Source organism: Novosphingobium sp. CF614 (assembly GCF_900113255.1).
Taxonomy (GTDB): domain Bacteria; phylum Pseudomonadota; class Alphaproteobacteria; order Sphingomonadales; family Sphingomonadaceae; genus Novosphingobium.
The window spans coordinates 79,377-103,854 of the sequence record NZ_FOOR01000003.1 but is presented as its reverse complement, the minus strand read 5'-3'; the positions used below and the strand labels follow the sequence as shown (position 1 = coordinate 103,854).

Below are 24,478 nucleotides of genomic sequence, written 5' to 3'. Positions count from 1 at the left end.
TGTCCGGGCATGTGGACCTATCACCCCGAACTGCTGGCGCTTCCCGTGCCGCGCTACACCAGCTTCCCGACCGCGGTGGAATTCGCCGCAGGCGTCGGCGCGGCGGAACTGGCCACCGCGCTGGAAAGCCAGGGCGGGGAAATCTCGCTCTACGTACATATCCCGTTCTGCGAGAAGATCTGCTGGTACTGCGGCTGCAACACCAGCGTTGCCAACCGCACCGATCGCGTTGCCAGCTATCTCGATGCGCTGCACCGCGAGATCGGCCTCGTTGCCGAGCGCCTGCCCGATGCCGGGTCCCATGCCGCGAAAGTGACGCGCATCGCCTTCGGCGGCGGCAGTCCCAACGGCATATCGCCAGTCGATTTCGTGCGGATCGTCGATGCGCTGACGTTGCAGTTCGCCGCGTCCCGCCCGGCCATCTCGATGGAACTGGACCCGCGCGGGCTGGGCCCCGAATGGGGCGCCGTTCTGGGGGCGGTGGGGATAGAGCGGGCGAGCCTTGGCGTGCAGACTTTCGCGCCCGATCTGCAGCAGGCGATCGGCCGCGTCCAGCCGGCGCGGATGATAGAGAATGCCACCGCGCTGCTGCGCGGCGCGGGCGTGGGCTCGCTCAATTTCGACCTGATGTATGGTCTGCCCGGGCAGACCTTGGCCCATCTCCGGGATACGCTGGAGCAGACCGTCGCGCTCGGCGCCGACCGCGTGGCGCTGTTCGGCTATGCCCATGTGCCGCACCTGATCGCCCGCCAGCGAAAGATCGACGCCGCCGCCTTGCCCGATGCCGAAGCCCGTTTCCGCATGGCCGCCTTCGGTCATGAATTCCTGGTCGACCAGGGCTACCTGCCGGTCGGTTTCGATCATTTCGCGCTTCCTGGCGATTCCCTGGCGCAGGCCGCGCTGAACGGCACGCTGCGGCGCAATTTCCAGGGCTTTACCGAGGATCGGACGCAGGCCCTGGTCGGCCTCGGCGCTTCGGCGATCAGCAGCTTTCCCGAACTGCTGGTCCAGAACGAGAAGAACACCGGGCGCTATCGCATGATGCTTTCGCAAGGCCGGCTCACTGCCAGTCGCGGGGTGGTGCGCACGGGTGAGGACCGGCGGCGCGGCGCGGTGATCGAAGGCCTCCTGTGCCAGGGCCGCGCCCGGATCGAGCCGGATTTGCGGGTTGAGGCCTTTCCGATGCTGCAAGCCTATTTCGACGCGGGCCTGTGCGAAGCGAACGGCGAGGATCTGGTCATCCGGCCGGGCGGCCTGCCTTACGCCCGCTCGATCGCGGCGCGCTTCGATCCCTATCGCAAGGATTCGCTGCGGCGCTTCAGTTCCGCGGTGTAATGCGGGTCCGCTCGTTCCGGGCGAGTCCGTGCCGACCTGGGTTCAGACGCGGGTGTCGAATTCGACGCCGAACAGGTTGCCCTCGCTCCAGCGCACCAGACCCCAGAGTTCGCGCCCGTCCTCCAGCTGCGCCCGCACGACTTCGTTGAGGGCGGGCGGCGTTCCCAGCGCGGCGGCGCTCAGGCCCTTCGACGAAATATCCCGGACCATGACCGCGATCTCCTCGCCGCGCGAATCGATGAGGGCGAAGCGCGCGCACTTGTTGTGCCGGCGTTCGCGCAGGATCGGGGTGGGCTTGAAGCGGCTCTTGTTCATCCGTCCGTAGGACGGCTGGACGGGGCCCTGGGTTAAGGCCCCCTCTCCGCCGCGCGCCGAACCTGCGAAAACGCGCACGGCGCGGATCAGTTGACCGGGATCAATGATGAAAATCACGGGATTTGCGAAATACGAGCTGCCGGTCTCGCATCGTGGTCGTCCTGACGGCCCGGCGCGAACCGCTTCTCCCCACCTTGGGCGGCCCCGCCTCGTGACGGGCCGCCCCATTTTTTTCGGGCAACGGCCGGGTCAGGCCTTGGCCGCCGAGCGCGGGATCAGAAGGGCCGGGATCAGAAGGGCAGTGCGGCCTTGGCGAGGATCAGCGTGAGCGCGCAGCCGGTGACCACGGCCATGCGCAGCAGGTCGGCGCGCGGAAGATCGTGAAGATGGGCGACGACTCGAGCCATGTGTGCGACGATGTGCGCGTATCGGTTGCCAAAGGGTTAAACGGCGCAATCAAAGTGAAGCAGCGTGCCGCGCCCTCGATGGCATCTGCTGGCTGGAGCAATGGAATGAGCCGCCGCCCGCCAGCACCGCGTCGGCCATGATGCCGATGGTCTCGCGGCCGGGAAACAGCGCGGCGATGGCGGCGACGCCTTCCGCGTCGTGCGGGGTGCCGTAAGTCGGGACCACCACCAGCTTCGAAGTCACCGCGAAGTTCATGTAGCTTGCCGGCTCGATCCGTCCGTTCGTTTCGACCCGGCCCGGCGAGGGCACTTCGCGCACCGCGACGCCAGCTGCTTCGGCCCGCGCCCTGGCGTCGGCATAGATCGCGGCGTTCGGATCGTCCCCGCCGGTCGCGCGGGGCAGCGCCAGCACGTTCGGGGCGACGAACCGGGCAAGGTTGTCCACGTGCCCGTCGGTGTGGTCGTTGACCAGGCCCTCGCCCAGCCACAGCACGCGGTCATGGCCAAGGTCCCGCCGCAGCCGCGCCTCGATCTCGGCGCGGGTGAGGTGGGGGTTGCGGTTGGGGTTGAGCAGGCATTGCTCGGTGGTGGCGACCAGCCCGGTGCCGTCTCCATCCAGCGCGCCGCCCTCCAGGATCCAGTCCGCCTTCCGTACCTCCAGACCTGCGCTCCGTGCCAGTTCGGTGCCGATCTCCTGGTCGCCGTCCATCAGGTATTTGCCGCCCCAGCCGTTGAAGCCGAAGCGCATGGCCTTGCGGTTCCCGGCCTCGTCCATGACCACCAGCGGCCCGGTATCGCGCAGCCAGACATCGCCGTAGCGGCGCGTTTCCAGCCTGACCCTGGCGGAAACCAGCGCGGCCGCCCGCGCGCGGTTCGCCTCATCGCGCACGATCAGCCGTACCTCCTGCCCGCTTTCGGCCACCGCGCTGGCGAAAGCCGCGATCTGGATCTGGGCGGCGTCCAGGAAACCCGGCCATTCGACCGGATCATGCGGGAAGCCGATCCAGATCCAGTCCTGCGGGTGCCATTCGGGGGGTAGAGTGAACGTCACTTGTGGCAGCCACCGCTCGCGGCGGCGCAGGACTTGTCGCGGATGGCGCGGAACTCGTCGCCCTCGTGCCAGTTTGGCCAGGCGTCCGAATCGGCCAGCGCGCGGCCGAGCCGGTAGTAGAGGTTCACGTCCTCCACGATCCCGTCCCAGTTCCAGCTTTCGGAATATTCGTCGCTGGGGGCGTGATAGCGGTTGTCGGTATAATCCTGCGCGATCTTCTCGCCCGCTTCCTTCCCGCCTTCGAACACGTCGGTGCTGCGGCTGATGTCGAACATCGGCACGCCGCGCTTGGCCATCGAGAAGTGGTCGGAGCGGTAGTAGTGCCCGCGCTCGCTGTGCTCCTCGGGCACTTCGGCAAGCCCTTCCCCGGCCAGCGCCTCGCGGAAGATCGCGGTGAGGTCCGACTTGTCGCCGCCGGTCATCGCGTAGGAGCGTGATCGCGCCGCCGGCAGCAGCGCATCCATGTTGACCCCGCCCACGGTATGGTCGAGCGGATAGATCGGGTTGGCGGCGTAGTATTCGGAGCCGAGCAGCCCCGATTCCTCCAGCGTCAGCGCGATGAAGACCTGGCTGCGTTCGGCCGGTCCTGCCTGGGTTTCGGCCTTGGCGATGGCGGTCAGCGCGGCGACGCCGGTGGCATTGTCCACCGCGCCGTTGCAGATGTCGTCCCCGGTCGCGTCGGGCGTGCAGCGGCCCAGGTGGTCCCAGTGCGCCGAGTAGAGCACGTATTCGTCGGGCCGGATCTTGCCGGGCAGCACGCCGACGACATTGTGCGATGCCGACTTGCGGATGGCATTGTCGAAACCGAAGCTGGCCTTGAGCCCGAGCGGAACCGGCTTGAAGCCCTTCTGCTTGGCGGCGGCGGTCAGCGCGGCAAGATCCTTGCCGGCGGCGGCGAGGATCGCCTCGGCGACGGGCTTCTGCACCCAGCCGTTGGCGGCGGTCTGGTCCATGCCGTCATTGGCTTTCTGCACGTAGTACTGCGCGCCGGTCCAGCTTGAGTTGACGACGTTCCAGCCATAGGCGGCGGGGAAGGTATCGTGCACGATCAGCGCGGCGGTCGCGCCCTGGCGGGCGGCTTCCTCGAACTTGTAGGTCCAGCGGCCGTAGTAGGTCATGCGCCGGCCCTTGAACGGTCCTTCCTGGGTTTCGTTGGCATAGTCCGGGTCGTTGACCAGGATGACGGCGGTTTTCCCGTGCATGTCGACCCCGGCATAGTCGTTCCAGCCCAGCTCGGGCGCGTCGATGCCATAGCCGACGAAGACCAGCTCGCTGTCCTTGATCCGCGTCTGCGGCGCGACGCGGTAGCTGGCGGCGACATACTGGTCGCCGAAGCCGAACGAGAGCGGCTTGGCGCCGCCGGCCACGGTGAGCGGGGTGTAGCCGCCGCCGGTGATCTCCACCGTGGGCACCGTCTGCAGCCACTCGCCGTGGTTGCCCGGCTGCAGGCCGGCCGCCTTGAATTGCGCGACGATGTAGTCGAGCACTTTGGGTTCGACCGCGGTGCTGGGCGCGCGGCCTTCGAAATCGTCGGCGGAAAGGCGCTGGGTCATCTGCTTCATGAGGTCGACCGAGATATCCGGCGCGGCGGACGCGGTGCTTTCGGGCGGCGGCAGCGCCGTTCCCTTGGGCAGCGCATCCGGCTGCGAGGCGGAGGCGCAGGCCGTCAGCGCCAGGGCGGCGAGCAGCGTCATGGCATGGGGAGGGAAGCGGTATCTCATGGAGCGACCTGTCGAATGGCTTGGGGGAAACGCACTGGTGCCAGAGCCTTGGAAGGCGCGCAACCCGGGGCGCTGCGGCTCGCTCGCCCTTGCCCTGCGGCGGCGGGGAAGGCAGGGATGGTGCATGAACGCCGACTGGACTGGAGCGATCGCCCGCGCCCGCGCCCATGCGCCCTACCTTGCCGTCGCGCTGGATCGCCTGCCGGCGCTTGGCGCATTGCTCGCGGGTGGCGACGGCGAGGGCGCGCTGGCCTGGGCGAAGAGCGCCGGCGTGGCGGCGCCCGATGTCGGTGCCGCCTTGCGCCGCGAGAAGCGGGCGCTGGCGCTGGTGCTGGCTATCGGCGACCTTGCCGGCGCCTTCCCGCTGTCGCGCGTGACCGGCGAGCTGTCCGCTTTCGCCGACCGCGCGCTTGATGCCGCGATTGCCGAGGGGATCCGCCGCCGCGCTCCCGAAAGCGAGCCGGCGGGCTTCCTGGCCCTGGCGCTCGGCAAGCATGGGGCGGGCGAGCTCAACTACAGCTCGGACATCGATCCGATCCTGCTGTTCGATCCCGCGCTGCTCCCCCGGCGCGCGCGCGATGAACCCGGCGAGGCGGCGCAACGGGTGGCCCGCGCCGTGGTGGAGACGCTCTCGCGCGTGACCGAGGAGGGCTATGTCTTCCGGGTCGACTTGCGCCTGCGGCCGGCCTCGGAAGTCAGCCCGCTGGCGATTTCGATCGACGCGGCGCTGACCCATTACGAATCCTCCGCCCTCGCCTGGGAGCGCGCTGCCTTCATCCGCGCCCGCGCCTGCGCGGGGGACGTGGCCGCCGGCGAGGCCTTCCTGGCCGCGATCCGTCCCTTCGTCTGGCGCAAGAGCCTCGATTTCGGCGCCATCGCAGAGATCGGGCGGCTCACCGCCCAGATCCGCGCCAACGCGCGCGGCAGTTCCGTGGTCGGCCCCCTGGTCGGCCCCGGGTTCGACCTCAAGAAGGGGCGCGGCGGCATTCGGGAGATCGAATTCTACGCGCAGACCCACCAGCTTATCCACGGCGGACGCCAGCCCGCGCTGCGCCTGCGCGGCACCCGCGCCACGCTGGACGCGCTGGCCGGGGCCGGGCTGATCCTTCCCGACGAGGCCCGCCTGCTCGGCGAAAGCTACGATCGCCTGCGCACGATCGAGCACCGGCTGCAGATGATCCAGGACCAGCAGACCCACAGCCTGCCCCGCACGCCTGAGGCGATCGATGCCGTCGCCCGGCTGGACGGGCTTCCCGATGGCCAGGCCCTGCTGGCGGAGCTGCGCGCGATCACCGAAGCGGTCGGTGAGCGCTATGACGCGCTGATAATGGCCAATGCGCCCGGCGGTCCCTCGATCAGTGTCGCCGTACCCGACCAGTCCTCGCTGCTCGAAGACCTCGAGAAGCTGGGTTTCGCCGATCCCCCGGCGGTGGCGGAACGGATCGAGGGCTGGCAGTCCGGCCGCACCCGGGCGCTGCGTTCGGATGCGGCACGCTCGGCGTTCGACGCGATTCGCCGCGACCTGCTCGCGGCGCTGGCTTCCGCGCCCGAGCCCGAACGCGCGCTGGCCCGCTGGGAACAGCTGCTCAACAACCTGCCCAGCGCGATCAACCTGTTCCGGCTGCTGGAGGCGCGCCCGGCGCTGCTGGAGACGCTGGCGCGCATCCTCAGCCTGGCGCCGCCGCTCGCCGACGCGCTGGCGCGGCGCGCCGACCTGCTCGATCCGCTGATAGATGCGAGCGCTTTCGAACTGCCCGGCAATGTCGCCTGCCTCATCGCCGCGTTTTCCCGCGTCGAGCCGGGCGACGACTACGAACGCAAGCTCGACGCGGTGCGCCGCAAGGTGGGCGAGCTTCGCTTCATGCTGGGTGTCCAGCTGATCGAGGGCGCCAGCGATCCGGTCGCCATCGGCCGTGCGCTGGCCCGCATCGCCGAAGCCGCGCTGGCGGTGCTGACCGATGCGGCCCTGGAGGAGTTCCGGAGCGTTCATGGCCGGGTGCCCGGCAGCGAACTGCTCGTGCTCGGGCTCGGGCGGATGGGCGGCGGCGTGCTGACCCACGCCTCGGACCTGGACCTCGTCTATCTGTTCACCGGCGATTTCCGGGCCGAATCCGACGGGCGGCGACCGCTGGGGGGCACGCATTACTACAACCGCCTGTCGCAGCGCGCGATCTCGGCGCTTTCGGTGCCGACGGCGGAAGGGGCGCTCTACGAAGTGGATACGCGCCTGCGGCCCTCGGGCGCGCAGGGGCCGCCGGCCGCCAGCCTCGACAGTTTCGAACGCTACCAGCGCGAACAGGCCTGGACCTGGGAACACATGGCGCTGTGCCGCGCGCGCGCGCTTTATGGCTCGCCGGAAGCGCGCCAGGCCTTGTCTGAAGTGATCGGCAAAGTGCTGGGGCATCCGCGCGACCCGCGCAAGCTGCGCGCGGACGTGCTGGAAATGCGCGGCACGATGGCCGCCCACAAGCCGCCCAAGGGCCCGCTCGACGTCAAGCTCGCGCGCGGGGGGCTGGTCGATCTGGAATTCATCGTGCACTTCGCGCAGCTGCGGCATGCCGGCGGGACCAGGGGCAGGGGGCTGGAGCCGGACCTTGCCGAGGCGATCCGGCGGCTGGCGGCGGACGGCCTGCTGCCGGCATCGCTGGGCGCCGCGCATGACGTGCTGACGCGGTTCCTGGTCGCCGCGCGGCTGCTCGCGCCCGATTCGCAGGTTCCGGAAGCGGCGGCGCGCATGGCGCTCGTGCGCGCATGCGGCTATGGGGCCTGGGACGAACTCGAAGCCGGGCTCGCCGGCGCGCGCGCGCAAGTCGCCGCCGCGTGGGATGATGCCTTCGGCGAAACACTGGAGACCGAATGATGAGCACCAACAAGCCCGGCGTCGGCGATTCGTTTCCCGACATCGCCCTTGAAACCCCCGATGGCGGCAGCGTCAAGGCATCGGACTTCGCCGGCAGGAAGCTGGTGGTGTTCTTCTATCCCAAGGACAACACGCCGGGTTGCACCACCGAGAACATCGATTTTTCCGCGCTTAAGGACCAGTTCGACGCGGCCGGCGTGGCGTTGCTGGGCGTCAGCAAGGATTCGGCGAAGAAGCACCTCAATTTCATCGAGAAGCATGCGCTCAAGGCCCCGCTCGCGACCGATGCCGAGGAGAACGGCCTGTCCGACGCGCTCGGCATCTGGGCCGAGAAGCAGAACTACGGTCGCACGTACATGGGCATGGTGCGCACCACCTATCTGATCGGCCCGGACGGCCGCATCGCGCGAGTCTGGGACAAAGTGAAAGTGAACGGACACGCGGCGGCGGTGCTGGAGGCGGCGAAGGCGCTTTGAATGGTCGGGATGGCGGGGGACGTGGGATGAAGCTCGCCCAGCCGGTTTCGGTGCCCGTTTCGGTGTCCGCAGCGATTCGTGCCGCGCTGCTCGAATGCGATCCCCAGGCCAAGGCGATGGCCGCGCGCAAGGTTGCCCGGGACTGGCGGCTGGGGCGGCTGGACTTCGCGTTCGAGGCCGAAATGCCGGAGCAACCCGGCCGGCCCGAAGCGCCCGAGCTGCTTCCTCCCGGCCGCCTGCCCAGGCGCGGCAAGGGCGGATCCGAGCGCGGCCGCATCGCCCTGTGGCATGCGCTTGGCCATATCGAGTTCGTCGCCATCGATCTCGCGCTCGACATGGCCGGGCGATTCGGCGCCGAGATGGGGGAGGCCTTCGTGGGAGACTTCCTTTCGGTCGCGGCGGACGAAGCGATGCATTTCGTGCTGATCGACCGGCACTTGCGGTCGCTGGGCAGCCACTATGGCGCGTTGCCGGCGCATGCCGGCCTGTGGAGCGCCGCGCACGACACCCGGCATGATGTCGCGGCGCGGCTGGCGGTGGTGCCGATGGTGCTGGAAGCACGCGGCCTCGACGTGACGCCGACGACGCTCGAACGGGTCCGCGCGGCGGGGGACGAACGCGGCGCGCGAATCCTCGAGCGAATCCTTGACGATGAAATCCGGCACGTTCGTTTCGGCGCAAATCATTTCGCCGACGTGGCCAAACGTTTCGACGTGGTAACCGGCGACTTGTGGAAATCCCTGGTTTCCCGCCACTTTCGGGGGACCCTCAAACCACCGTTCAACGACTCAGCGCGCCTTGCAGCCGGTTTATCGCGGGAACTCTACGCCGGGGTTGCCTGAACCAAAGATGACAGCATAAGTCATAACCCGTGAGACGGCGGGGGGTTTCCGACCATCTCCAAAAACCAGATTCATGCGGTCTCGCATGGGGTCGCAGAACGAAAACAAACGTCGTGTCCTGGCGGATTCCGGCGGATAACAAGGTATTGCGAGTGGTCGTAACGAATTTTTTCGCCAAGTTCCGCGCAGTGACCGGTGTCTGTGTCGCCGTGGTCCTCACCATCGCCGCACATCCCGCGATGGCCAATAGCAGCGCTGCCGCTGCCGATATTTCCGCCCCGCTGCGCGCCGCCCAGGCCGCGAACCAGTCAGTGACCGGCGGCGAGGACGAACAGTTCCGCAAACTCTTCAGCTCATGGCAGAACTTCGAGGAAACCGGCTTCGCCGTCTCGAAAGTGAAGCCGGCCGTTTCCGGCGGCATCGCTTCGGTCTCCATCCCCTCGCGCAATCCGCTCGATAGGGATATCATGACCAGCGGTTTCGGCATGCGCGAGCATCCGGTGCTCGGCGGCCGTCGCCAGCACAAGGGCGTCGATCTCGCCGCGCCAATGGGCACGCCGGTCTATGCCCCGGCCGACGGCATGGTCAGCCGCGCTTCCTGGTTCAGCAGCTATGGCCTTTACGTCGCGCTCGAACACGGCGGCGAAATGCAGACCCGCTACGGCCATCTTTCGCGCCTCAACGTTGCCGAGGGCCAGATGGTCCGCAAGGGTGACGTGATCGGCTTCGTCGGCAGCACCGGCCGCTCGACCGGCTCGCACCTCCACTACGAAGTCCGCGTCGATGGCCAGGCGGTCAACCCCATTCCCTACATGCAGGCCGGCATCGCCACCGCAACCGATAGCACCGGGACCGAGGACGGCGCGAAGGGCGGCTGACACCGGTTTCGGCCGGGAGGTTCCAGACAGACAGGTTTCAAACCGGAGGCGAAAGGCCGCGCGATACGACGGGGCCCGCCACAAGCGTTTGGAGAGGAGGGGGAAGGCGGCCGGCATCGGCCGCCTTTTCTTGTTGGGGCACCGCACCGGCGATCGGTGTCCCGCCCGGGCTTGTCCCCCCGGGCTCAGGCCATCGAAGCGAACCAGATCACGTGCTTGGCGCCCTTGCCGTTGCTGCGGGCGCTGACCTTCACTTCCTCCACCGCGAAGCGTGCCTTCTGCAGCCGCCGGGTGAAGGCCGGGTCCGCTCCGGCCGACCAGATCGCCAGCACGCCGCCGGACGTCAGCGCCGCCTTTGCCGCGCGCAGGCCGGTGGGGGAGTAGAGCACGTCGTTCCCTTCGCGCACGAGGCCGTCGGGGCCGTTGTCGACGTCGAGGAGGATGGCGTCGTATTCGTTCTCGGACCCGGCGATGATCGGGGCAACGTCGGCCTGGATGAGGTTCACGCGCGGATCGTCGAGGCATCCGGCCGCGACTTCGGCCATCGGGCCGCGCGCCCATGCGATGATCTCGGGGACCAGTTCGACCACGGTCACGCGCGCGTCGCCGGGCAAGGCCCTGAGCGCGGCGCGCAGCGTGAAGCCCATGCCGTAGCCGCCGATCAGGAGGTGCGGGCGCTTCGCATGCCTGATGCGTTCGATCGAAAGCGCCGCCAGCGCTTCTTCCGAGCCCCACTTGCGTGTCGACATCAGCTCGTTGTGGCCAAGCACGATCATGAAGTCGCGGTCGTGCCGGTAGAGGCGCAGTTCCTCCCCGCCCGGGACTTGCGCGGCGGCGATGAGTTCGCGCTGGATCATGGTCTGTCCTGTGACGAACGCCGCGATTCGGGATCCATCGTCACCGCAGATCCGGCGGCGCGGCTTCGGCCTTGAGCATGGCGATGGCCTCGTCCAGTCCCATCACCTTCTGGTGCTCGGCGCCCAGCGTGCGCACGGCGACGGTGCTTTCCTCCGCCTCGCGCTTGCCGACCACCAGCAGGTGCGGGACTTTCTTCAGCGAATGTTCGCGCACCTTGTAGTTGATCTTCTCGTTGCGCAGGTCCGTCTCGACGCGGATGCCCGCGCTCTTGAGCCGGGCGGCGACTTCGCCGGCATAGGCATCGGCGTCGGACACGATCGTGGCCACCACCGCCTGGACCGGGGCCAGCCACACCGGCAGCCGGCCGGCGAAGTGCTCGATCAGGATGCCGATGAAACGTTCGTAGGAACCGAAGATCGCGCGGTGCAGCATGACCGGGCGGTGCTTCTCGCCATCCTCGCCGATATAGCTGGCATCGAGGCGCTCGGGCAGCACGCGGTCGGACTGGATGGTGCCGACCTGCCAGGTGCGGCCGATCGCGTCGGTGAGGTGCCATTCCAGCTTGGGGGCGTAGAACGCGCCTTCGCCGGGCAGTTCCTCCCAGCCGTATTCCCGCGTGGCCAGGCCGGCGCGCGCCACCGCGTCGCGCAGCTCGGCCTCGGCCTGGTCCCACATCGCGTCGGTGCCGAAGCGCTTTTCCGGGCGTAGTGCCAGCTTGATCGCGTAAGTGAAGCCGAAGTCCTTGTAGATGCGATCGGCCAGCTGGCAGAAGGCCTGCACTTCGGCGACGATCTGGTCCTCGCGGCAGAAGATATGCGCGTCGTCCTGCGTGAACTGGCGCACGCGCATCAAGCCGTGGAGCGCGCCGTGCGGCTCGTTGCGGTGGCAGCAGCCGTTCTCGTAGATGCGCAAGGGCAGGTCGCGGTAGGACTTGATGCCCTGGCGGAAGATCAGCACGTGCGCCGGGCAGTTCATCGGCTTGAGCGCCATCCAGTCCGCGTCGTCGGAGACCAGCGGGCCCTCGTCCTCGGTGTTGGGAGCCTCGTCGGGGATGACGAACATGTTCTCGCGGTACTTGCCCCAGTGGCCGGACTGCTCCCACTGGCGCGCGTCCATCACCTGCGGGGTCTTGACCTCGCGGTAGCCGCCATCGTCGATGGCGCGGCGCATGTAGGATTCGAGCGCGCGCCAGATCAGATAGCCCTTGGGGTGCCAGAACACCGATCCATGCGCCTCGGGCTGGAGGTGGAACAGATCCATCTCGCCGCCCAGCTTGCGGTGATCGCGTTTCGCGGCCTCTTCCAGGCGGGTCAGGTGCGCGCCCAGCTGCTTCCTGTTGAGCCAGCCGGTGCCGTAGATGCGGCTGAGCATCGCGTTTTTCTGGTCGCCGCGCCAGTAGGCGCCGGAAACCCGGGTCAGCTTGAAGGCCTGCGGATCGAGCTTGCCGGTCGAGGGAAGGTGCGGGCCCCGGCACATGTCGAGCCAGTCCTCACCCGACCAATAGACCGTCAGATCCTCGTCCCCGGGAAGTTCGGCGGCCCATTCGGCCTTGAAGCTCTCGCCCTGCCGCTGCCAGCGGCCGACGAGCTGTTCGCGGCTCCAGACCTCGCGGCGCAGCGGTTTGTCGGCGGCGATGATCGCGCGCATCTTCTCCTCGATCGCGGGCAGATCCTCCTCGGTAAAGGGGCCGCGTTCGGGGCTGGGCGCGAAATCATAGTAGAAGCCGTCGTCGGTCGATGGCCCGAACGTGATCTGGGTGCCGGGAAACAGCGCCTGCACCGCCTCGGCCAGGACATGGGCATAGTCGTGCCGGGCAAGCTGGAGCGCTTCGGCCTCGTCGCGCGCGGTGACCAGCGCCAGCTCGGCATCGGCCGTGAAGGGCCGGGACAGGTCGACCAGTTCGCCGTCGATCCTGGCGGCGAGCGCGGCCTTGGCAAGGCCGGGGCCGATGGCGGCGGCGACGTCGGCCGGGGTTGAGCCTTCGGGCACTTCGCGCACCGAGCCGTCGGGCAGGCTGATCTTGAACATCTGCGACATCGAAACTCGTCTTTCTGTTTCCAGCTTTCCGGGCCTTGCGCGCGCCATGGCACAGCCGCGCGATCGGGTGAAGCTCTGGCGTCGGGAATTCGTTTCGGTTCGGGAGGATGACGCCGCGCCGCCCGGACCCCGGGCCGACGGTGGCCGCGCGATCAGGCCGCGGCCAACCGTGCCCGGGCGTGCCGGGTAGTCGGGATGGTCGTGGCGGTGCGCTGCGTCATGCTGGGCGATGTAGCGAGGAGCGGGCGGAATGTCACCCGGTATATGCAACGAAGACAAGGACACGCGATGAAATGTAAAATAAACTTGACAGCGTCCGCACGATATGACAAGGATACTTTACAATATGGGCGACCTTCCAGGCAAAGGGCACGACGATGAACGCCAAGGCAAAATCCCCGCGCGGCCGATGAGAAACCGTCTCAAGGTGCTGCGTGCCGAACGGGACTGGAGCCAGCAGGATCTTGCCGATCGGCTCGAAGTATCGCGCCAGAGCGTCAATGCGATAGAAACCGGCAAGTACGACCCCTCGCTGCCGCTCGCCTTTCGCATCGCCGACTTGTTTGATATGGCGATAGAAGAGATCTTCCTGAGGGGGGAATGAGCATGTCAGGGCAGCGCCAGCGGCGCAGGACGGGAATGTGGATCGCGATCGCCATCGCCCTGGTGGCGGCGTTCGGCCTGTTCAAGGGCGTTTCCTCCGGTTCCGACCAGCCCCGTGCCCGTGAGGCCGAGGCGGCGGGCGGCCGGGGCGGCACGATCGTGATAAGAGTGCTCGGCCCCGTTCTCTACTGAGGTTTGCGGCGAGGTTTCCGGATCAGTGCAGCGTCGGCGCGGGCGGCCTGCCGCGCTCGGCCAGGACGTTCCAGGCCATCACCACCAGCCAGCCGGCGCTCATGCACACGAAGGGCATCACCGGGTAGTGGAAGCGCGACTGGCCGGAAAAGACCAGGCAGATCAGCGTCGGGTAGAGCGCGATCCCGTAAGGCAGCAGCCACCAGCCGATCCAGCGCTGGCCGTCGCGGCGGCGCTTTACCAGCATTACGAAGAACGCGGCGGCGAAGGCCAGCATCAGCGCCGCGTAGTAGGCCTGATTGGCATAGCGCACCGCGCGGTAGAGCATTTCGAAGCGCGGATAGCCGGGGGCACCGCCCTGGTAGGCCCATTCCGCCTCGCCGTCGGGCAGCCACAGGCGCATCAGCTTCTTCGGCGCGAGGGCGAGGAACTTGTCGGGATTGCCCTTGATCCATTCCAGGCCCAGCCGCTTGGCCTCGGCATCGCGCTCGACCTCGTCCAGGCCGGGCCGGTCCATCAGCGCCTTCACCACCGGCGCGTCCGGCGTGTAATCGCCGGTGGCGCTATCGTGGTTGCCGGTGAGCAGGGTGTAGCCCCCGTTGGTCGAGACCGCGACCCAATGGCCGATCCGCGCGTGGTTGCGGATCGTCCACGGCAATACCGTGAGCGCGGCGATGGCGAGCACCAGCAGGCCTTCGCCGAACAGGCGCGGGAAGCGGCACCATACGTTCCTTTCGCGCAGCCACTCGATCGCGAAAAGCAGGGGGATGACGACCATGGTCTGCGCCTTGACCAAGGTCGCGAAGCCGAAGATCAGCCCGGCGGTGACAAGCTGCCAGCGGTTGGTGCGAGTCAGGATCACCCAGCATCCGGCCATCAGCAGCGCGGTGTAGAACACCTCGGTCAATGCCAGCGGGACGTAGCCGATCGCGTTGGGATAGACCGCCAGCAGCAGCAGCCCGGCGCGCGCGCTGGCCTCGGAGCCGAACAGGCGGCGGCCGATCGCCAGCGTCAGCAGGCCGGTCAGCATCGCGCTGGCAAGGTTGAACAGGCCGAGCGCGACGAGCGAGGTGCCGAACTGGCCGAACACCAGCGACAGGGCCAGCGGCCAGCCCGGCGGCCAGAACGCCGTCGGCTGTCCGGCATTGTCGAGATAGCCGTGGCCGGCCGCCAGGCTCGCCGCGCGGACATAGTACCATTCGCCGTCGGAAGTGGGCGCGACGTCGATCAGCAGCACCGCGACGCGCAGCGCGAAATAGAGCGCCCAGATCATCAAAAGCACCGACTGGTCGGTGCCGAACCACTCCAGCCGCAGCGCGAGCCGCGAAGGGCGGTACGGGAAATGAATGACCTTGGCGCTCATGACGGCCTCTCGCTTAGCGATCAGCGCTTTAAGATCGGATTACGCGCCCACAAGCAACTCTTTCTCAGCGCCCTTCTCCGCGCCGCTTGCTCTTGGCCCTGGACCTTCCCACTATCCCGGCCATGATCGAGATCCCCTTTCACTCCATGCCCGATGGGCGCCGCATCGCCTATCGCTTCACGCCAGGGCGGGGCCCGGCGGTGGTCTTCCTGCCCGGCTACATGTCGGACATGGCCGGCGGCAAGGCCGCGGCGGTGTTCGGCTGGGCGCGCGGGAACGGGCGCGCGTGCCTGCTGCTTGACTATTCCGGGTGCGGCGAGAGCCCCGGCGACTTCGCGGACGGCACGCTTTCGCGCTGGAAGGACGAAGTGCTGGCGCTGATCGATGCTTTGGCTCTCGATCGGGTTGTGCTGGTCGGCTCGTCGATGGGCGGCTGGCTGATGCTGCTTGCCGGCCTCGCGCTGGGCGACCGGCTGGGCGGTCTGGTCGGCATCGCGCCGGCGCCCGACTTCACCGAATGGGGTGTGCCGCAGATGGACAAGGCATTGCTTGCTGATGGACAGACGATCTGGGAGGATAATCCCTACGGCGTCGAGCCGACCCCCACCCATCCCGGCTTCTGGGCGGATGGGCAGGCCAACTTGCTGCTCGGCGGCGAAATCGCGCTCGATTGTCCGGTGCGCCTGCTCCACGGCCAGCGCGATCCCGACGTGCCCTGGGAACTCTCGCTGCAGCTCGCTGGAAAGCTTCGTTCAGCCGATGTGCAGGTCACGCTCATCAAGGACGGCGATCACCGCCTCTCGCGCGAATCCGACATCGCCCTGCTGCTGCGCACGGTCGCGGACTTCGTCCCCGCTCCCGACAGCGCGGCAGACTGACCGGAGACCGTCCCCGCATGTCCTTTCCCCTGTTGCTCCCGCTGCTGCTTTCGACGACCGATGCCGCCGGTATCGCCAGCCCCTACGCCTCCGCCCTCCCGCGCGAGATCGTCGAGAAGAAGGCCGAGGAGGATCGCCGTCGCCGCGAGGCGGCGGCGCAGGACGTGGCGCTTCCCGCCGCGCCGCGCACTGGCGGCTGCCTTGGCGCGGTGGAAGCCGATCCCGAACGCTCGGCGCAAGTCGCGCGCGATGCCATGGCCGATGTAGTCGGCCGGGAGCGGGTGCGCGCCGGGCTGTGCCTGGGCGCGGCGTTGAGCGAGCTGGGGCGCTGGGACGAAGCGCGCCAGGCTTTTGCCGATGCGCGCGACGCTGCGGCCGAAGACGATCATGCGAGCCGCGCGCGGCTGGGTGCGATGGCGGGCAATGCGGCGCTGGCGGGGGGCCAGCCTGGACAGGCGCTGAGCCTGCTGGCTCCCGCGGCCGCCGAAGCCCGGACGGCGGGTGACACCGCGCTGACCGCGTCGATCGCGCTCGACCGTGCCCGCGCGCTGGTCGCGGTGAACCAACCGGAAGAGGCCGCCACCGCGCTGGCGCAGGCGCGCGAGGCCGAACCGGACAATGCGCAGGCCTGGCTGCTCTCGGCCACGCTCTCGCGCCGGCAGAACAAGCTGATCGAAGCGCAGGCGCAGATCGAGAAAGCGGCGCAGATCGCCCCCCGGGACCCCGAGATCGGGCTTGAAGCGGGCGTGATCGCGGTGCTCGCGGGCAAGGACGACGCGGCGCGGCGCAGCTGGAACGCGGTGCTGGCGATGGCGCCGGAAAGCGACACCGCGGCCACCGCCAGGCAATATATCGCCCAGCTTGGCCAGGCCCCGGTTGGGCTTGAAGGCGGGGCCAGGCCGTGATCCCGCTTTCGGTCCTCGATCTCGTCGCCGTGCGCGAGGGCGGCACTGTCGCCCAGGCGCTGGCGATCAGCGCCGAGACCGCGCGGGTCGCCGAACGCGCCGGCTACAAGCGCTACTGGGTGGCCGAGCATCATGGCATGGAGGGCATTGCCGGCGGCGCGACCTCGGTCGTGCTCGCGCACATCGGCAACGCGACCTCGACGATCCGCGTCGGCGCGGGCGGGATCATGCTGCCCAACCATACGCCCTATGTGATCGCCGAGCAGTTCGGGACTCTCGCCGCGCTGTTCCCGGGCCGCGTCGACCTCGGCCTCGGGCGCGCCGCCGGGGCCGACGGAAGGCTTGCCCAGGCCTTGCGCAAGGATCTCGTCGCCGCCGCCGAACGCTTTCCCAACGATGTCGTCGAGCTGCGGGCGCGTTTTGCCGGGCAGGCCGCCGGCGGGGTGGCGGCGCCGCAGGCGGCGGGAGCGGACGTGGAGATGTGGATTCTCGGCTCCAGCCTGTACGGAGCGCAGCTCGCCGCCGTGCTGGGGCTGCCCTATGCTTTCGCCTCGCATTTCGCGCCCGCGCTGCTCGACGAGGCGGCGCGCCTTTATCGCGAGCGCTTCCAGCCGTCCGAAACGCTCGACCGTCCCCGCTTCATGGCCGCGATCAACGTGCTGGCGGCCGATTCGGACGAGGATGCGATCTATCTTTCGTCTTCGACCGACCAGGGCTTCGTCGCGCTGCGCGGGGGCAACCCGGTCAGGCTCCAGCCCCCGCTGCGCAGCTATCGCGAAAGCCTGCCCGCCGCCGCGCGCGCCATGCTCGAACAGGTTCGCGCGGTCAGTGCGGTCGGAACGCCCCAGCGGGTGCGCCAGGAGATCGAGGCCTTCGCCGCGCGCACCCGGGCGGATGAACTCATAGTGGCGGTGGCGACGTTCGATCCGGCGGCGCAGCAACGCTCGCTCGAGCTGACGATGGAGGCCCTTGGGGGTGTCTAGGGGGCGTCTTGGGGGTGCCTTGAGGGGGGTTGGGGGTGGCCTCGCCCGGCTGGTCGGCGGCGATCGGTGAAAGACAATTGCTCAAGAGGCATTGACCGCGCGCCAAAATTGCGGAAACGGGAGCGCCCATGAGCAAAGCAGACGTCGTCATCGTGGGAGCAGGGCATGGCGGGGCGCAATGCGCCATCGCGCTTCGCCAGAACGGCTTCGAGGGAACCATCACCGTGATCGGCCGCGAGCCGGAATATCCTTATGAGCGTCCGCCGCTCTCGAAGGAATACTTCGCGCGCGAGAAGACGTTCGACCGGCTCTACATCCGCCCGCCGACGTTCTGGGCCGAAAAGGAAGTGACTTTCAAGCTCGCCACCGAAGTGACCAAGGTCGATCCCAAGGCGCATGAACTGACGCTCTCCAACGGCGAAACCTTCGGCTATGGCAAGCTGGTCTGGGCGACGGGGGGCGATCCGCGCCGGCTCTCGTGCTCGGGCGCGGAGCTGGCGGGAATCCACGCCGTGCGCACGCGCGAGGACTGCGACACGCTGATGGCGGAAGTGGACGCCGGCACCCGGAACATCGTTGTCATCGGCGGCGGCTACATCGGCCTGGAAGCGGCGGCGGTGCTTTCGAAGATGGGCCTGAACGTCACCCTTCTGGAAGCCCTGCCGCGGGTGCTGGCGCGCGTCGCCGGGGAAGAGCTTTCCGCCTTCTACCAGAAGGAGCACGCGGACCACGGCGTCGACTTGCGTACCGGCGTCATGGTCGATTGTCTCGTGGGTGACGGCCATCGCGTCACCGGCGTGCAGCTGGCCGGCGGTGAGGTGATTCCCGCCGAGGCGGTGATCGTGGGCATCGGCATCGTCCCGGCGGTCGGCCCGCTGATCGCGGCCGGGGCGGCGGGGGCGAACGGCGTCGATGTCGACGAATATTGCCGCACCGCGCTGCCCGACATCTACGCCATCGGCGATTGCGCGGCCTTTGCCTGCGACTATGCGGGCGGCACCGTCATGCGCGTCGAATCGGTCCAGAACGCCAACGACATGGCCACTTGCGTCGCCAAGGCGATCTGCGGGGACGAGAAGCCTTACAAGGCCTTCCCGTGGTTCTGGTCCAACCAGTATGACCTGCGCCTGCAGACCGCCGGCATCAACCTTGGCTTCGACAAGACCGTCGTTCGCGGCAACCCGGACGAACGCGCGTTCTCGGTCGTCTACCTGAAGCAGGGCAAGGTCGTGGCGCTGGACTGCGTGAATGCGGTCAAGGACTACGTCCAGGGCCGCAAGCTGGTGGAAACCGGTGCGAACCCCGATCTTGAGCGGTTGGGGGACAAGGATGTGCCGCTCAAGGACCTGATTTAGGAGTCGTCCCGGCGAGGTCGCCCACGGATACTCGACAAGGATACTCGTGGGGGAGGGTGAACGCCGCCGGCGTCGCGCGGAGCCAGCCCGGCCGTGCTGCACCGGGTTCCAACGGTTCGTTTAGAAGCCCTTAAGTAATCGGACTTAGTGTTCGAGAATCGGTATCGGCTGCGAATCCATCGCGAACGAGATTGGGGCCAAGGCACGTCGAACCAGACGCCTCGGGGAGGTTGCGGCAGTGCGGGCATCTGATGTGCCTCATGCACAGGATCTGGACGCGGCGTCCGTGCCGTCGCTCTACTACGTCACGGCCATGTCGAAGCTGGTCGAGGTGGTGCAGCAGTTATCGCTTGCCCGAAACCTCGGCCAGATCATGGAGATCGTCCGGTGCGCGGCCCGCGATCTGACAGGAGCCGACGGCGCCACGTTCGTCCTGCAGGAAAACGGCGAGTGTTACTACGCGGAGGAGTACGCCATTGCTCCCCTGTGGAAGGGGCGGCGCTTTCCGATGGACATTTGCCTGAGCGGGTGGGTGATGCAGCATCGGCAATCGACCGTGGTCGAGGACGTCTACAACGATCCGCGCATTCCCGTGGAGGCTTATCGTCCGACGTTCGTGCGCAGCCTCGCGATGGTCCCGATCCGAACGGTCGATCCGTTGGGTGCGATCGGCAACTACTGGGCCAGAACCTATCGCCCCTCCGACGAGCAGCTTTCCATTTTGCAGGCGCTGGCCGATACGACGGCGGTGGCGATGGAGCATGTCCAACTGTTCAACGAGCTTGAAACGCGCGTTGAACAGCGCACGTCGGAGCTGGCCGAGGCGAACCGGAAATTGCTTTACGAAGTGGCGGAGCGCCAAAAGGCCGAAGAAGAGATCCGCCGCCTGTCGCTGACCGACGAATTGACCGGACTCTATAACCGTCGAGGTTTTTCGATGTTGGGGAAGCATGATTTCGCGCTTGCGGAACGGTCCCGGGCCAAGGTCCTGATGATGGCCGTCGATCTCGACGGGTTGAAGCGGGTGAACGACACGATGGGGCACGATGCCGGTGATCGGCTGATTAGAGGTGCTGCCAGGGCCCTCCAGGCTACGTTTCGCAAGACTGACACCGTTGCCCGTCTGGGGGGCGACGAATTTGCAGTCCTCTGCGTCAATTACCCTGACGACGACACGGATCGTCTGCGGGGTCGCCTTGCATCCAACATAGCTCTGGTCGCCGCCGAAGAGGGTATCGACCTCGCCATGAGCATCGGTTTCGTCTGGTATGACTGGACGAGCACGGTGTCCTTCGAACAGTTGTTACGTACAGCCGATGAAATCATGTACGATGACAAACGTGCCAAGCGTTGGAACCAGGCGCGTACCTAGAGTATCCGTGAAGTCGCGTGGGATCACCCGACGACGCGCAAAATGCGGACCATCCCGCAGTTCCTGGGGCGAGCCCGGGATCACGGCGGATATCAGGCCATCAGCTTACGGGCCGCCCACTCCGCCGCCTCCGCCACCGTGGCATCGGCGTCGCCGCGCAACGCCTCGGCTTGCGTCAGCAGTTCCCGCCGTCCGCTGTTGCCCGCCGCGTAGAGGCAGTTCCTGACGAACCGGTCGCGGCCGATGCGCTTGATCGGGCTGCCGGAGAACAGCGCGCGGAAACCCGCGTCGTCCAGCGTCAGCAGGTCCGCCAGGTCCGGCGCCGCCAGCTCGCCGCGCGGGAGGAAGGCTTTCATCGTGTGGGCGACCTTGGCGAATTTGTTCCAGGGGCACACCGCGAGGCAATCGTCGCAGCCATAGATGCGGTTGCCCAGTCCCTCGCGCAGGTCTTCCGGGACCGGGCCCTTGTGCTCGATGGTAAGATAGCTCACGCAGCGCCGGGCATCGAGGCGGTAGGGCGCCGGGAAGGCCTGGGTCGGGCACGCGTCCTGGCAGGCGCGGCACGATCCGCAGCGGTCGCGGCCCGGGGTGGAGGGCGGCAGTTCCAGCGTCGTGTAGATCTCGCCCAGGAACAGCCAGGAGCCATGGTCGCGGCTGACCAGGTTGGTGTGCTTGCCCTGCCAGCCCAGCCCGGCCGCCTGGCCCAGCGGCTTTTCCATGACCGGGGCGGTATCGGTGAAGACCTTGACCTCCGCCGGCCCGATCCCGCGCTGGTCGGCCTCGCCGACGATCCAACGGGCCAGGTGCTTGAGCGCCTTTTTCACCGTGTCGTGATAGTCCGCCCCTTGCGCGTAGACCGAAATGCGCCCCACTTGCGGCGCGGCGGCAAGGCGCAGCGGATCGGCGGCCGGAGCGTAGCTCATCCCCAGTGCGATCACGCTCCTGGCCTGCGGCCACAATCCCTGCGGCGCGCGGCGATGGTGGGCGCGCGTTTCCATCCACGCCATGGTGCCGTGCATCCCGGCATCGAGCCACGCTTGAAGCCGTGCGGCGCGCGCGCCGTCCTCGGCGGCGGGCGCCACGCCGAAGGCGCAGAATCCCACGTCCCGGGCCTGCGCCTCGAGGTCCTGCGCGAAGGTGATTAGTGCGGTATTAACCAAACTCGCGGATGCTCCGGTTCACGTGGCGCGGCTAGAGGGCCTGATGAAGACTGCACTAGGAGATTGGCCAGTGGCGGGCAACGCGGCGGGCAACGTGGCGGGCGGCGCAAGCGGAGGCGGGGCGCAGCTAGCGATCGAGGCGCGCGGGCTGGTCAAGCGCTTCGACGGGTTTACCGCCGTCGACGGCGTCGACCTGGCGGTGCCCGAAGGAGCGGTCTATGGCATCCTTGGTCCCAACGGCGCCGGCAAGACCACCACGCTGCGCATGCTGCTGGGGATCATCGATCCCGACGCGGGCTATCGCCGCGTGCTCGGCGCCGAGCGGCCGCACGATGTCGCCCATGCCATCGGCTACCTGCCCGAGGAGCGCGGCCTCTACCCGGCGATGAAGGCGAGCGAGGCGATCGCTTTCGTCGGCGCGCTGCGCGGACTGCCGCTGAAGGAAGGCCGCCGCCGCGCGCGCGAACTGCTTGAGGCGCATGGCCTGGGCTACGCCGCGGATCGCCAGATCCGCCAGCTTTCCAAGGGCATGGCGCAGCAGGTGCAGATCCTCGGCACTCTGGTTCACCGGCCCAGGCTGGCGGTGTTCGACGAGCCCTTCTCCGGCCTCGACGCGCTCAACCAGGGCAAGCTCGAGAAGATGATGCGCGGCCTGGCCGAACAGGGCACCACCGTGATCTTCTCCACCCACGTCATCGCCCATGCCGAGCGGCTGTGCGACGACATCGCGATCATCGCCGGAGGCAAAGTCCCGTTCGCCGGCCCGGTCGACCTCGCGCGGGATCGCATTCCGGCGCAGGTCCGGCTGGAGACGCGCAGCGGCGACGGGCCGTGGCGCGCCGCGCTACCCGCCGGCGCCCGCCGTGACGGCAAGGCCGACGGCGGGGCGTTCTGGCACTTCCCGCTGCCCGGAACCGGTGTCGAGCCGCTGCTGCGCGCGCTGATCGAGGGGGAGGCCGGCATCCTTTCGCTCTCGATCGAGCGCGCCGGCCTGCATGATGCCTTCGTTGCCATTGCCGGCGAGGCGGCGGCGCGGGCGCTGGAAGAAGACCGGCCCGAGGAGCCGCGCCGATGAACGACAAAATCCGTGCTGGCCGCCTGTCGGTCCTCGCCGCCGCCTGGGTCGTCGCCCGCCGCGATTTCGTGGCGATCCTGTTTTCGCGCACGTTCTTCTTCTTCCTGCTCGGGCCCTTGTTCCCGGTCATCATCGGCGTGCTTGCCGGCAGTGTCGGCGAGAGCGCGCAACGAACCGCCGAGAATCCGCAAGTGGGCGTGGTCATGCTGGGGCAGGATGCCGACGCCGTGGTCCATGCCCGCGACACGCTTGCCGATCGACTGGGCAATGGCCTGCCGGACTTCGTGGTGGTCAAGCGGCTTCGGCCCGGCGAGGCCTATGATCCCGCCGCCGCCCTGGCCGGACGCCAGGCCACTATCGCCGCGATCCTTTCCGGTTCGCCCGGGGCTCCGGTGCTGACCGGCCCGGGGGAACAGATCCACGCCTGGAGCGGCGCCGTGTCGATGGTGGCGGCGCAGGCCGTGGCGGGGCCGCTTGGCCCATGGCCCGAGGTCACGTTCAGGACGACAGCCACCAGCAACGCCAATGAACACGCGGGCCGCCTCAAGACCGCGCAGTCGGCGCAGATGCTGCTGTTCCTGCTGACGATGATGCTGGCCGGCATGGTGCTGTCCAATCTGGTTGAGGAAAAGGGCAACAAGATCATCGAAGTACTGGCCGCCGCGATCCCTATGGAAGCGGTGTTTTTCGGCAAGCTCTTCGCGATGCTGGGGGTCTCGCTGGTCGGCATCGCCGCCTGGGGCGGCGTGGGCGGCGCGCTTTACCTGGCGGCCGGCTCGGCCGTTCCGCATCTGACCAGTCCGGCGGTGGGCTGGCCGATGCTGGCCATGCTGGGCGTCATCTACTTCTCCATGGCCTACCTGCTGCTCGGCTCCGTGTTCCTTTCGATCGGCTCGATGGCGACCACCGTGCGCGAAGTGCAGACGCTCTCGATGCCGGTGACGATGATGCAGCTCATGGTCTTCTTCCTGGCCAGTTACGCGATGACGCAGCCGGATAGCGCAGTGGAGATCTTCGCGGTGCTCTTTCCCTTCAGTTCGCCTTTCGCGATGCTGGCGCGGGCGGCGCAGGACCCGGCGTTGCTGCCGCACCTGGCGGCGGTGCTGGGCGAGGCCGTCTGCGTGCTGCTGCTGGTGCGGACGGGCTCGCGCCTGTTCCGTACCCGGGTGATGAAATCGGGCCCGGTGCGGCGGCAGGAAAAGGCGCGGCGCACGTAGACGTGTCTTCCGGCGCGGGCCGTGGTATCGACTGGGGGTGTCCACTGGGCGCGGGCGGGCTTTCCCGGGCCTGTCGAGCGGGAGAGAGGAGAACCCATGTCCTTCAAGGCCACCCGTCGCCAGATCCTTGGCTGGCTCGGCGCCGGTGCCGCGCTTCCCGTGCTGGCGGCCTGCGGCGGCGGCGATGCCGAGGCGAAGGTCTTTCCGGTCCGGTACAGCGAGGCCGAGTGGCGCCAGCGGTTGACGCCCGCGCAGTTCCATATCCTGCGCGAGGCCGGCACCGAGCGGCCCTTTTCCTCGCCGCTCAACGATGAACACCGCGCCGGCACCTTCCTGTGCGCGGCTGACGGCAATCCGCTCTATTCCTCCAAAACCAAGTTCGACAGCGGCACCGGTTGGCCCAGCTTCTGGAAACCGCTGCCCGGTGCGGTAGGCACATCGACCGACTTCAAGCTGGGCTACCCGCGCACCGAAGTCCACTGCGCGCGCTGCGGCGGGCACCTGGGCCACGTCTTCGACGACGGCCCGCCACCCACGGGCCAGCGCTATTGCATGAACGGCGCCGCCATGATTTTCCGGCCCGGCTGATGCGCGA

General features: G+C 68.1%; 22 protein-coding genes. 15 read left to right on the top strand and 7 right to left on the bottom strand.

What is annotated here, in order from left to right:
- Positions 1 to 9: 9 nt before the first annotated feature.
- Positions 10 to 1,335, top strand: coding sequence for an oxygen-independent coproporphyrinogen III oxidase (hemN, locus tag BM052_RS05350; protein WP_091144143.1), 1,326 nt, complete (start codon positions 10 to 12; stop codon positions 1,333 to 1,335).
- A 42-nt stretch (positions 1,336 to 1,377) separates the two neighbouring features.
- On the opposite strand, the gene BM052_RS05345 is transcribed toward hemN, so the two are convergent.
- From BM052_RS05345 to BM052_RS05335, 3 genes are all read right to left on the bottom strand, one after another.
- Positions 1,378 to 1,767, bottom strand: a complete 390-nt coding sequence (locus BM052_RS05345) for a PilZ domain-containing protein (protein ID WP_255405980.1) — start codon at positions 1,765 to 1,767, stop codon at positions 1,378 to 1,380.
- A gap of 339 nt (positions 1,768 to 2,106) precedes the next feature.
- On the bottom strand, positions 2,107 to 3,108 hold the full coding sequence (locus BM052_RS05340; protein ID WP_091144141.1) for an agmatine deiminase family protein: 1,002 nt from the start codon (positions 3,106 to 3,108) through the stop codon (positions 2,107 to 2,109).
- Positions 3,105 to 4,829, bottom strand: coding sequence for a M28 family metallopeptidase (locus BM052_RS05335; protein ID WP_255405979.1), 1,725 nt, complete (start codon positions 4,827 to 4,829; stop codon positions 3,105 to 3,107). The genes BM052_RS05340 and BM052_RS05335 overlap by 4 nt, the downstream gene beginning before the upstream one ends.
- A 124-nt stretch (positions 4,830 to 4,953) precedes the next feature.
- On the opposite strand from BM052_RS05335, the gene BM052_RS05330 reads away from it, so the two are divergent.
- The 4 genes from BM052_RS05330 (at position 4,954) to BM052_RS05315 (ending at position 9,885) form a co-directional block, all read left to right on the top strand.
- A complete protein-coding gene (locus tag BM052_RS05330) occupies positions 4,954 to 7,689 on the top strand; it encodes a bifunctional [glutamine synthetase] adenylyltransferase/[glutamine synthetase]-adenylyl-L-tyrosine phosphorylase (protein ID WP_091144136.1) in 2,736 nt (911 codons plus the stop codon).
- Positions 7,689 to 8,165, top strand: coding sequence for a peroxiredoxin (locus tag BM052_RS05325; protein WP_091144134.1), 477 nt, complete (start codon positions 7,689 to 7,691; stop codon positions 8,163 to 8,165). The genes BM052_RS05330 and BM052_RS05325 overlap by 1 nt, the downstream gene beginning before the upstream one ends.
- Positions 8,166 to 8,191: 26 nt before the next feature.
- Positions 8,192 to 9,007, top strand: coding sequence for a ferritin-like domain-containing protein (locus tag BM052_RS05320; RefSeq protein WP_177198339.1), 816 nt, complete (start codon positions 8,192 to 8,194; stop codon positions 9,005 to 9,007).
- A 152-nt stretch (positions 9,008 to 9,159) separates the two neighbouring features.
- On the top strand, positions 9,160 to 9,885 hold the full coding sequence (locus tag BM052_RS05315) for a M23 family metallopeptidase (protein WP_255405978.1): 726 nt from the start codon (positions 9,160 to 9,162) through the stop codon (positions 9,883 to 9,885).
- Between the two features lie 185 nt (positions 9,886 to 10,070).
- Here BM052_RS05315 and BM052_RS05310 read toward each other — a convergent pair whose 3' ends face one another.
- Positions 10,071 to 10,742, bottom strand: a complete 672-nt coding sequence (locus tag BM052_RS05310) for a spermidine synthase (RefSeq protein WP_091144131.1) — start codon at positions 10,740 to 10,742, stop codon at positions 10,071 to 10,073.
- 40 nt (positions 10,743 to 10,782) lie between these two features.
- Positions 10,783 to 12,780 carry a threonine--tRNA ligase gene (thrS, locus tag BM052_RS05305; protein ID WP_091144129.1) on the bottom strand — a complete coding sequence of 666 codons (1,998 nt, stop codon included), beginning with the start codon at positions 12,778 to 12,780 and terminating at the stop codon, positions 10,783 to 10,785.
- A 409-nt stretch (positions 12,781 to 13,189) separates the two neighbouring features.
- Between thrS and BM052_RS05300 the strand changes: the two genes are divergently transcribed.
- Together BM052_RS05300 and BM052_RS19365 are read left to right on the top strand one after the other, a co-directional pair.
- A complete protein-coding gene (locus BM052_RS05300) occupies positions 13,190 to 13,384 on the top strand; it encodes a helix-turn-helix transcriptional regulator (RefSeq protein WP_091144451.1) in 195 nt (64 codons plus the stop codon).
- Positions 13,385 to 13,386: 2 nt separating this feature from the next.
- Complete coding sequence (locus tag BM052_RS19365) at positions 13,387 to 13,575, top strand: hypothetical protein (protein ID WP_177198338.1); 189 nt, start codon at positions 13,387 to 13,389, stop codon at positions 13,573 to 13,575.
- A 22-nt stretch (positions 13,576 to 13,597) separates the two neighbouring features.
- Here the strand turns inward: BM052_RS19365 and BM052_RS05295 are convergent, their stop codons facing one another.
- Positions 13,598 to 14,938, bottom strand: a complete 1,341-nt coding sequence (locus BM052_RS05295) for an ArnT family glycosyltransferase (RefSeq protein ID WP_091144126.1) — start codon at positions 14,936 to 14,938, stop codon at positions 13,598 to 13,600.
- Positions 14,939 to 15,060: 122 nt separating this feature from the next.
- Between BM052_RS05295 and BM052_RS05290 the strand changes: the two genes are divergently transcribed.
- From BM052_RS05290 to BM052_RS05270, 5 genes are all read left to right on the top strand, one after another.
- Complete coding sequence (locus BM052_RS05290; RefSeq protein ID WP_091144125.1) at positions 15,061 to 15,816, top strand: alpha/beta hydrolase; 756 nt, start codon at positions 15,061 to 15,063, stop codon at positions 15,814 to 15,816.
- Positions 15,817 to 15,833: 17 nt separating this feature from the next.
- Positions 15,834 to 16,721 carry a tetratricopeptide repeat protein gene (locus BM052_RS05285; protein ID WP_091144122.1) on the top strand — a complete coding sequence of 296 codons (888 nt, stop codon included), beginning with the start codon at positions 15,834 to 15,836 and terminating at the stop codon, positions 16,719 to 16,721.
- Complete coding sequence (locus BM052_RS05280) at positions 16,718 to 17,704, top strand: LLM class flavin-dependent oxidoreductase (RefSeq protein WP_091144119.1); 987 nt, start codon at positions 16,718 to 16,720, stop codon at positions 17,702 to 17,704. Before BM052_RS05285 ends, BM052_RS05280 begins: the two co-directional genes overlap by 4 nt.
- A 128-nt stretch (positions 17,705 to 17,832) precedes the next feature.
- Positions 17,833 to 19,059: an NAD(P)/FAD-dependent oxidoreductase gene (locus tag BM052_RS05275; protein ID WP_091144118.1), complete on the top strand. Its 1,227-nt coding sequence runs from the start codon at positions 17,833 to 17,835 to the stop codon at positions 19,057 to 19,059.
- Positions 19,060 to 19,312: 253 nt separating this feature from the next.
- Complete coding sequence (locus tag BM052_RS05270) at positions 19,313 to 20,431, top strand: sensor domain-containing diguanylate cyclase (RefSeq protein WP_218151520.1); 1,119 nt, start codon at positions 19,313 to 19,315, stop codon at positions 20,429 to 20,431.
- A 92-nt stretch (positions 20,432 to 20,523) separates the two neighbouring features.
- Here the strand turns inward: BM052_RS05270 and queG are convergent, their stop codons facing one another.
- Positions 20,524 to 21,591 carry a tRNA epoxyqueuosine(34) reductase QueG gene (gene queG, locus BM052_RS05265; protein WP_091144115.1) on the bottom strand — a complete coding sequence of 356 codons (1,068 nt, stop codon included), beginning with the start codon at positions 21,589 to 21,591 and terminating at the stop codon, positions 20,524 to 20,526.
- Positions 21,592 to 21,634: 43 nt separating this feature from the next.
- On the opposite strand from queG, the gene BM052_RS05260 reads away from it, so the two are divergent.
- The 3 genes from BM052_RS05260 (at position 21,635) to msrB (ending at position 24,471) form a co-directional block, all read left to right on the top strand.
- Complete coding sequence (locus BM052_RS05260) at positions 21,635 to 22,666, top strand: ABC transporter ATP-binding protein (protein WP_091144113.1); 1,032 nt, start codon at positions 21,635 to 21,637, stop codon at positions 22,664 to 22,666.
- Entirely contained in the window at positions 22,663 to 23,883 is a 1,221-nt protein-coding gene (locus tag BM052_RS05255) for an ABC transporter permease (protein WP_091144111.1), read from the top strand. Before BM052_RS05260 ends, BM052_RS05255 begins: the two co-directional genes overlap by 4 nt.
- A gap of 96 nt (positions 23,884 to 23,979) precedes the next feature.
- Positions 23,980 to 24,471, top strand: coding sequence for a peptide-methionine (R)-S-oxide reductase MsrB (gene msrB / locus BM052_RS05250; RefSeq protein ID WP_091144109.1), 492 nt, complete (start codon positions 23,980 to 23,982; stop codon positions 24,469 to 24,471).
- Positions 24,472 to 24,478 lie beyond the last annotated feature (7 nt).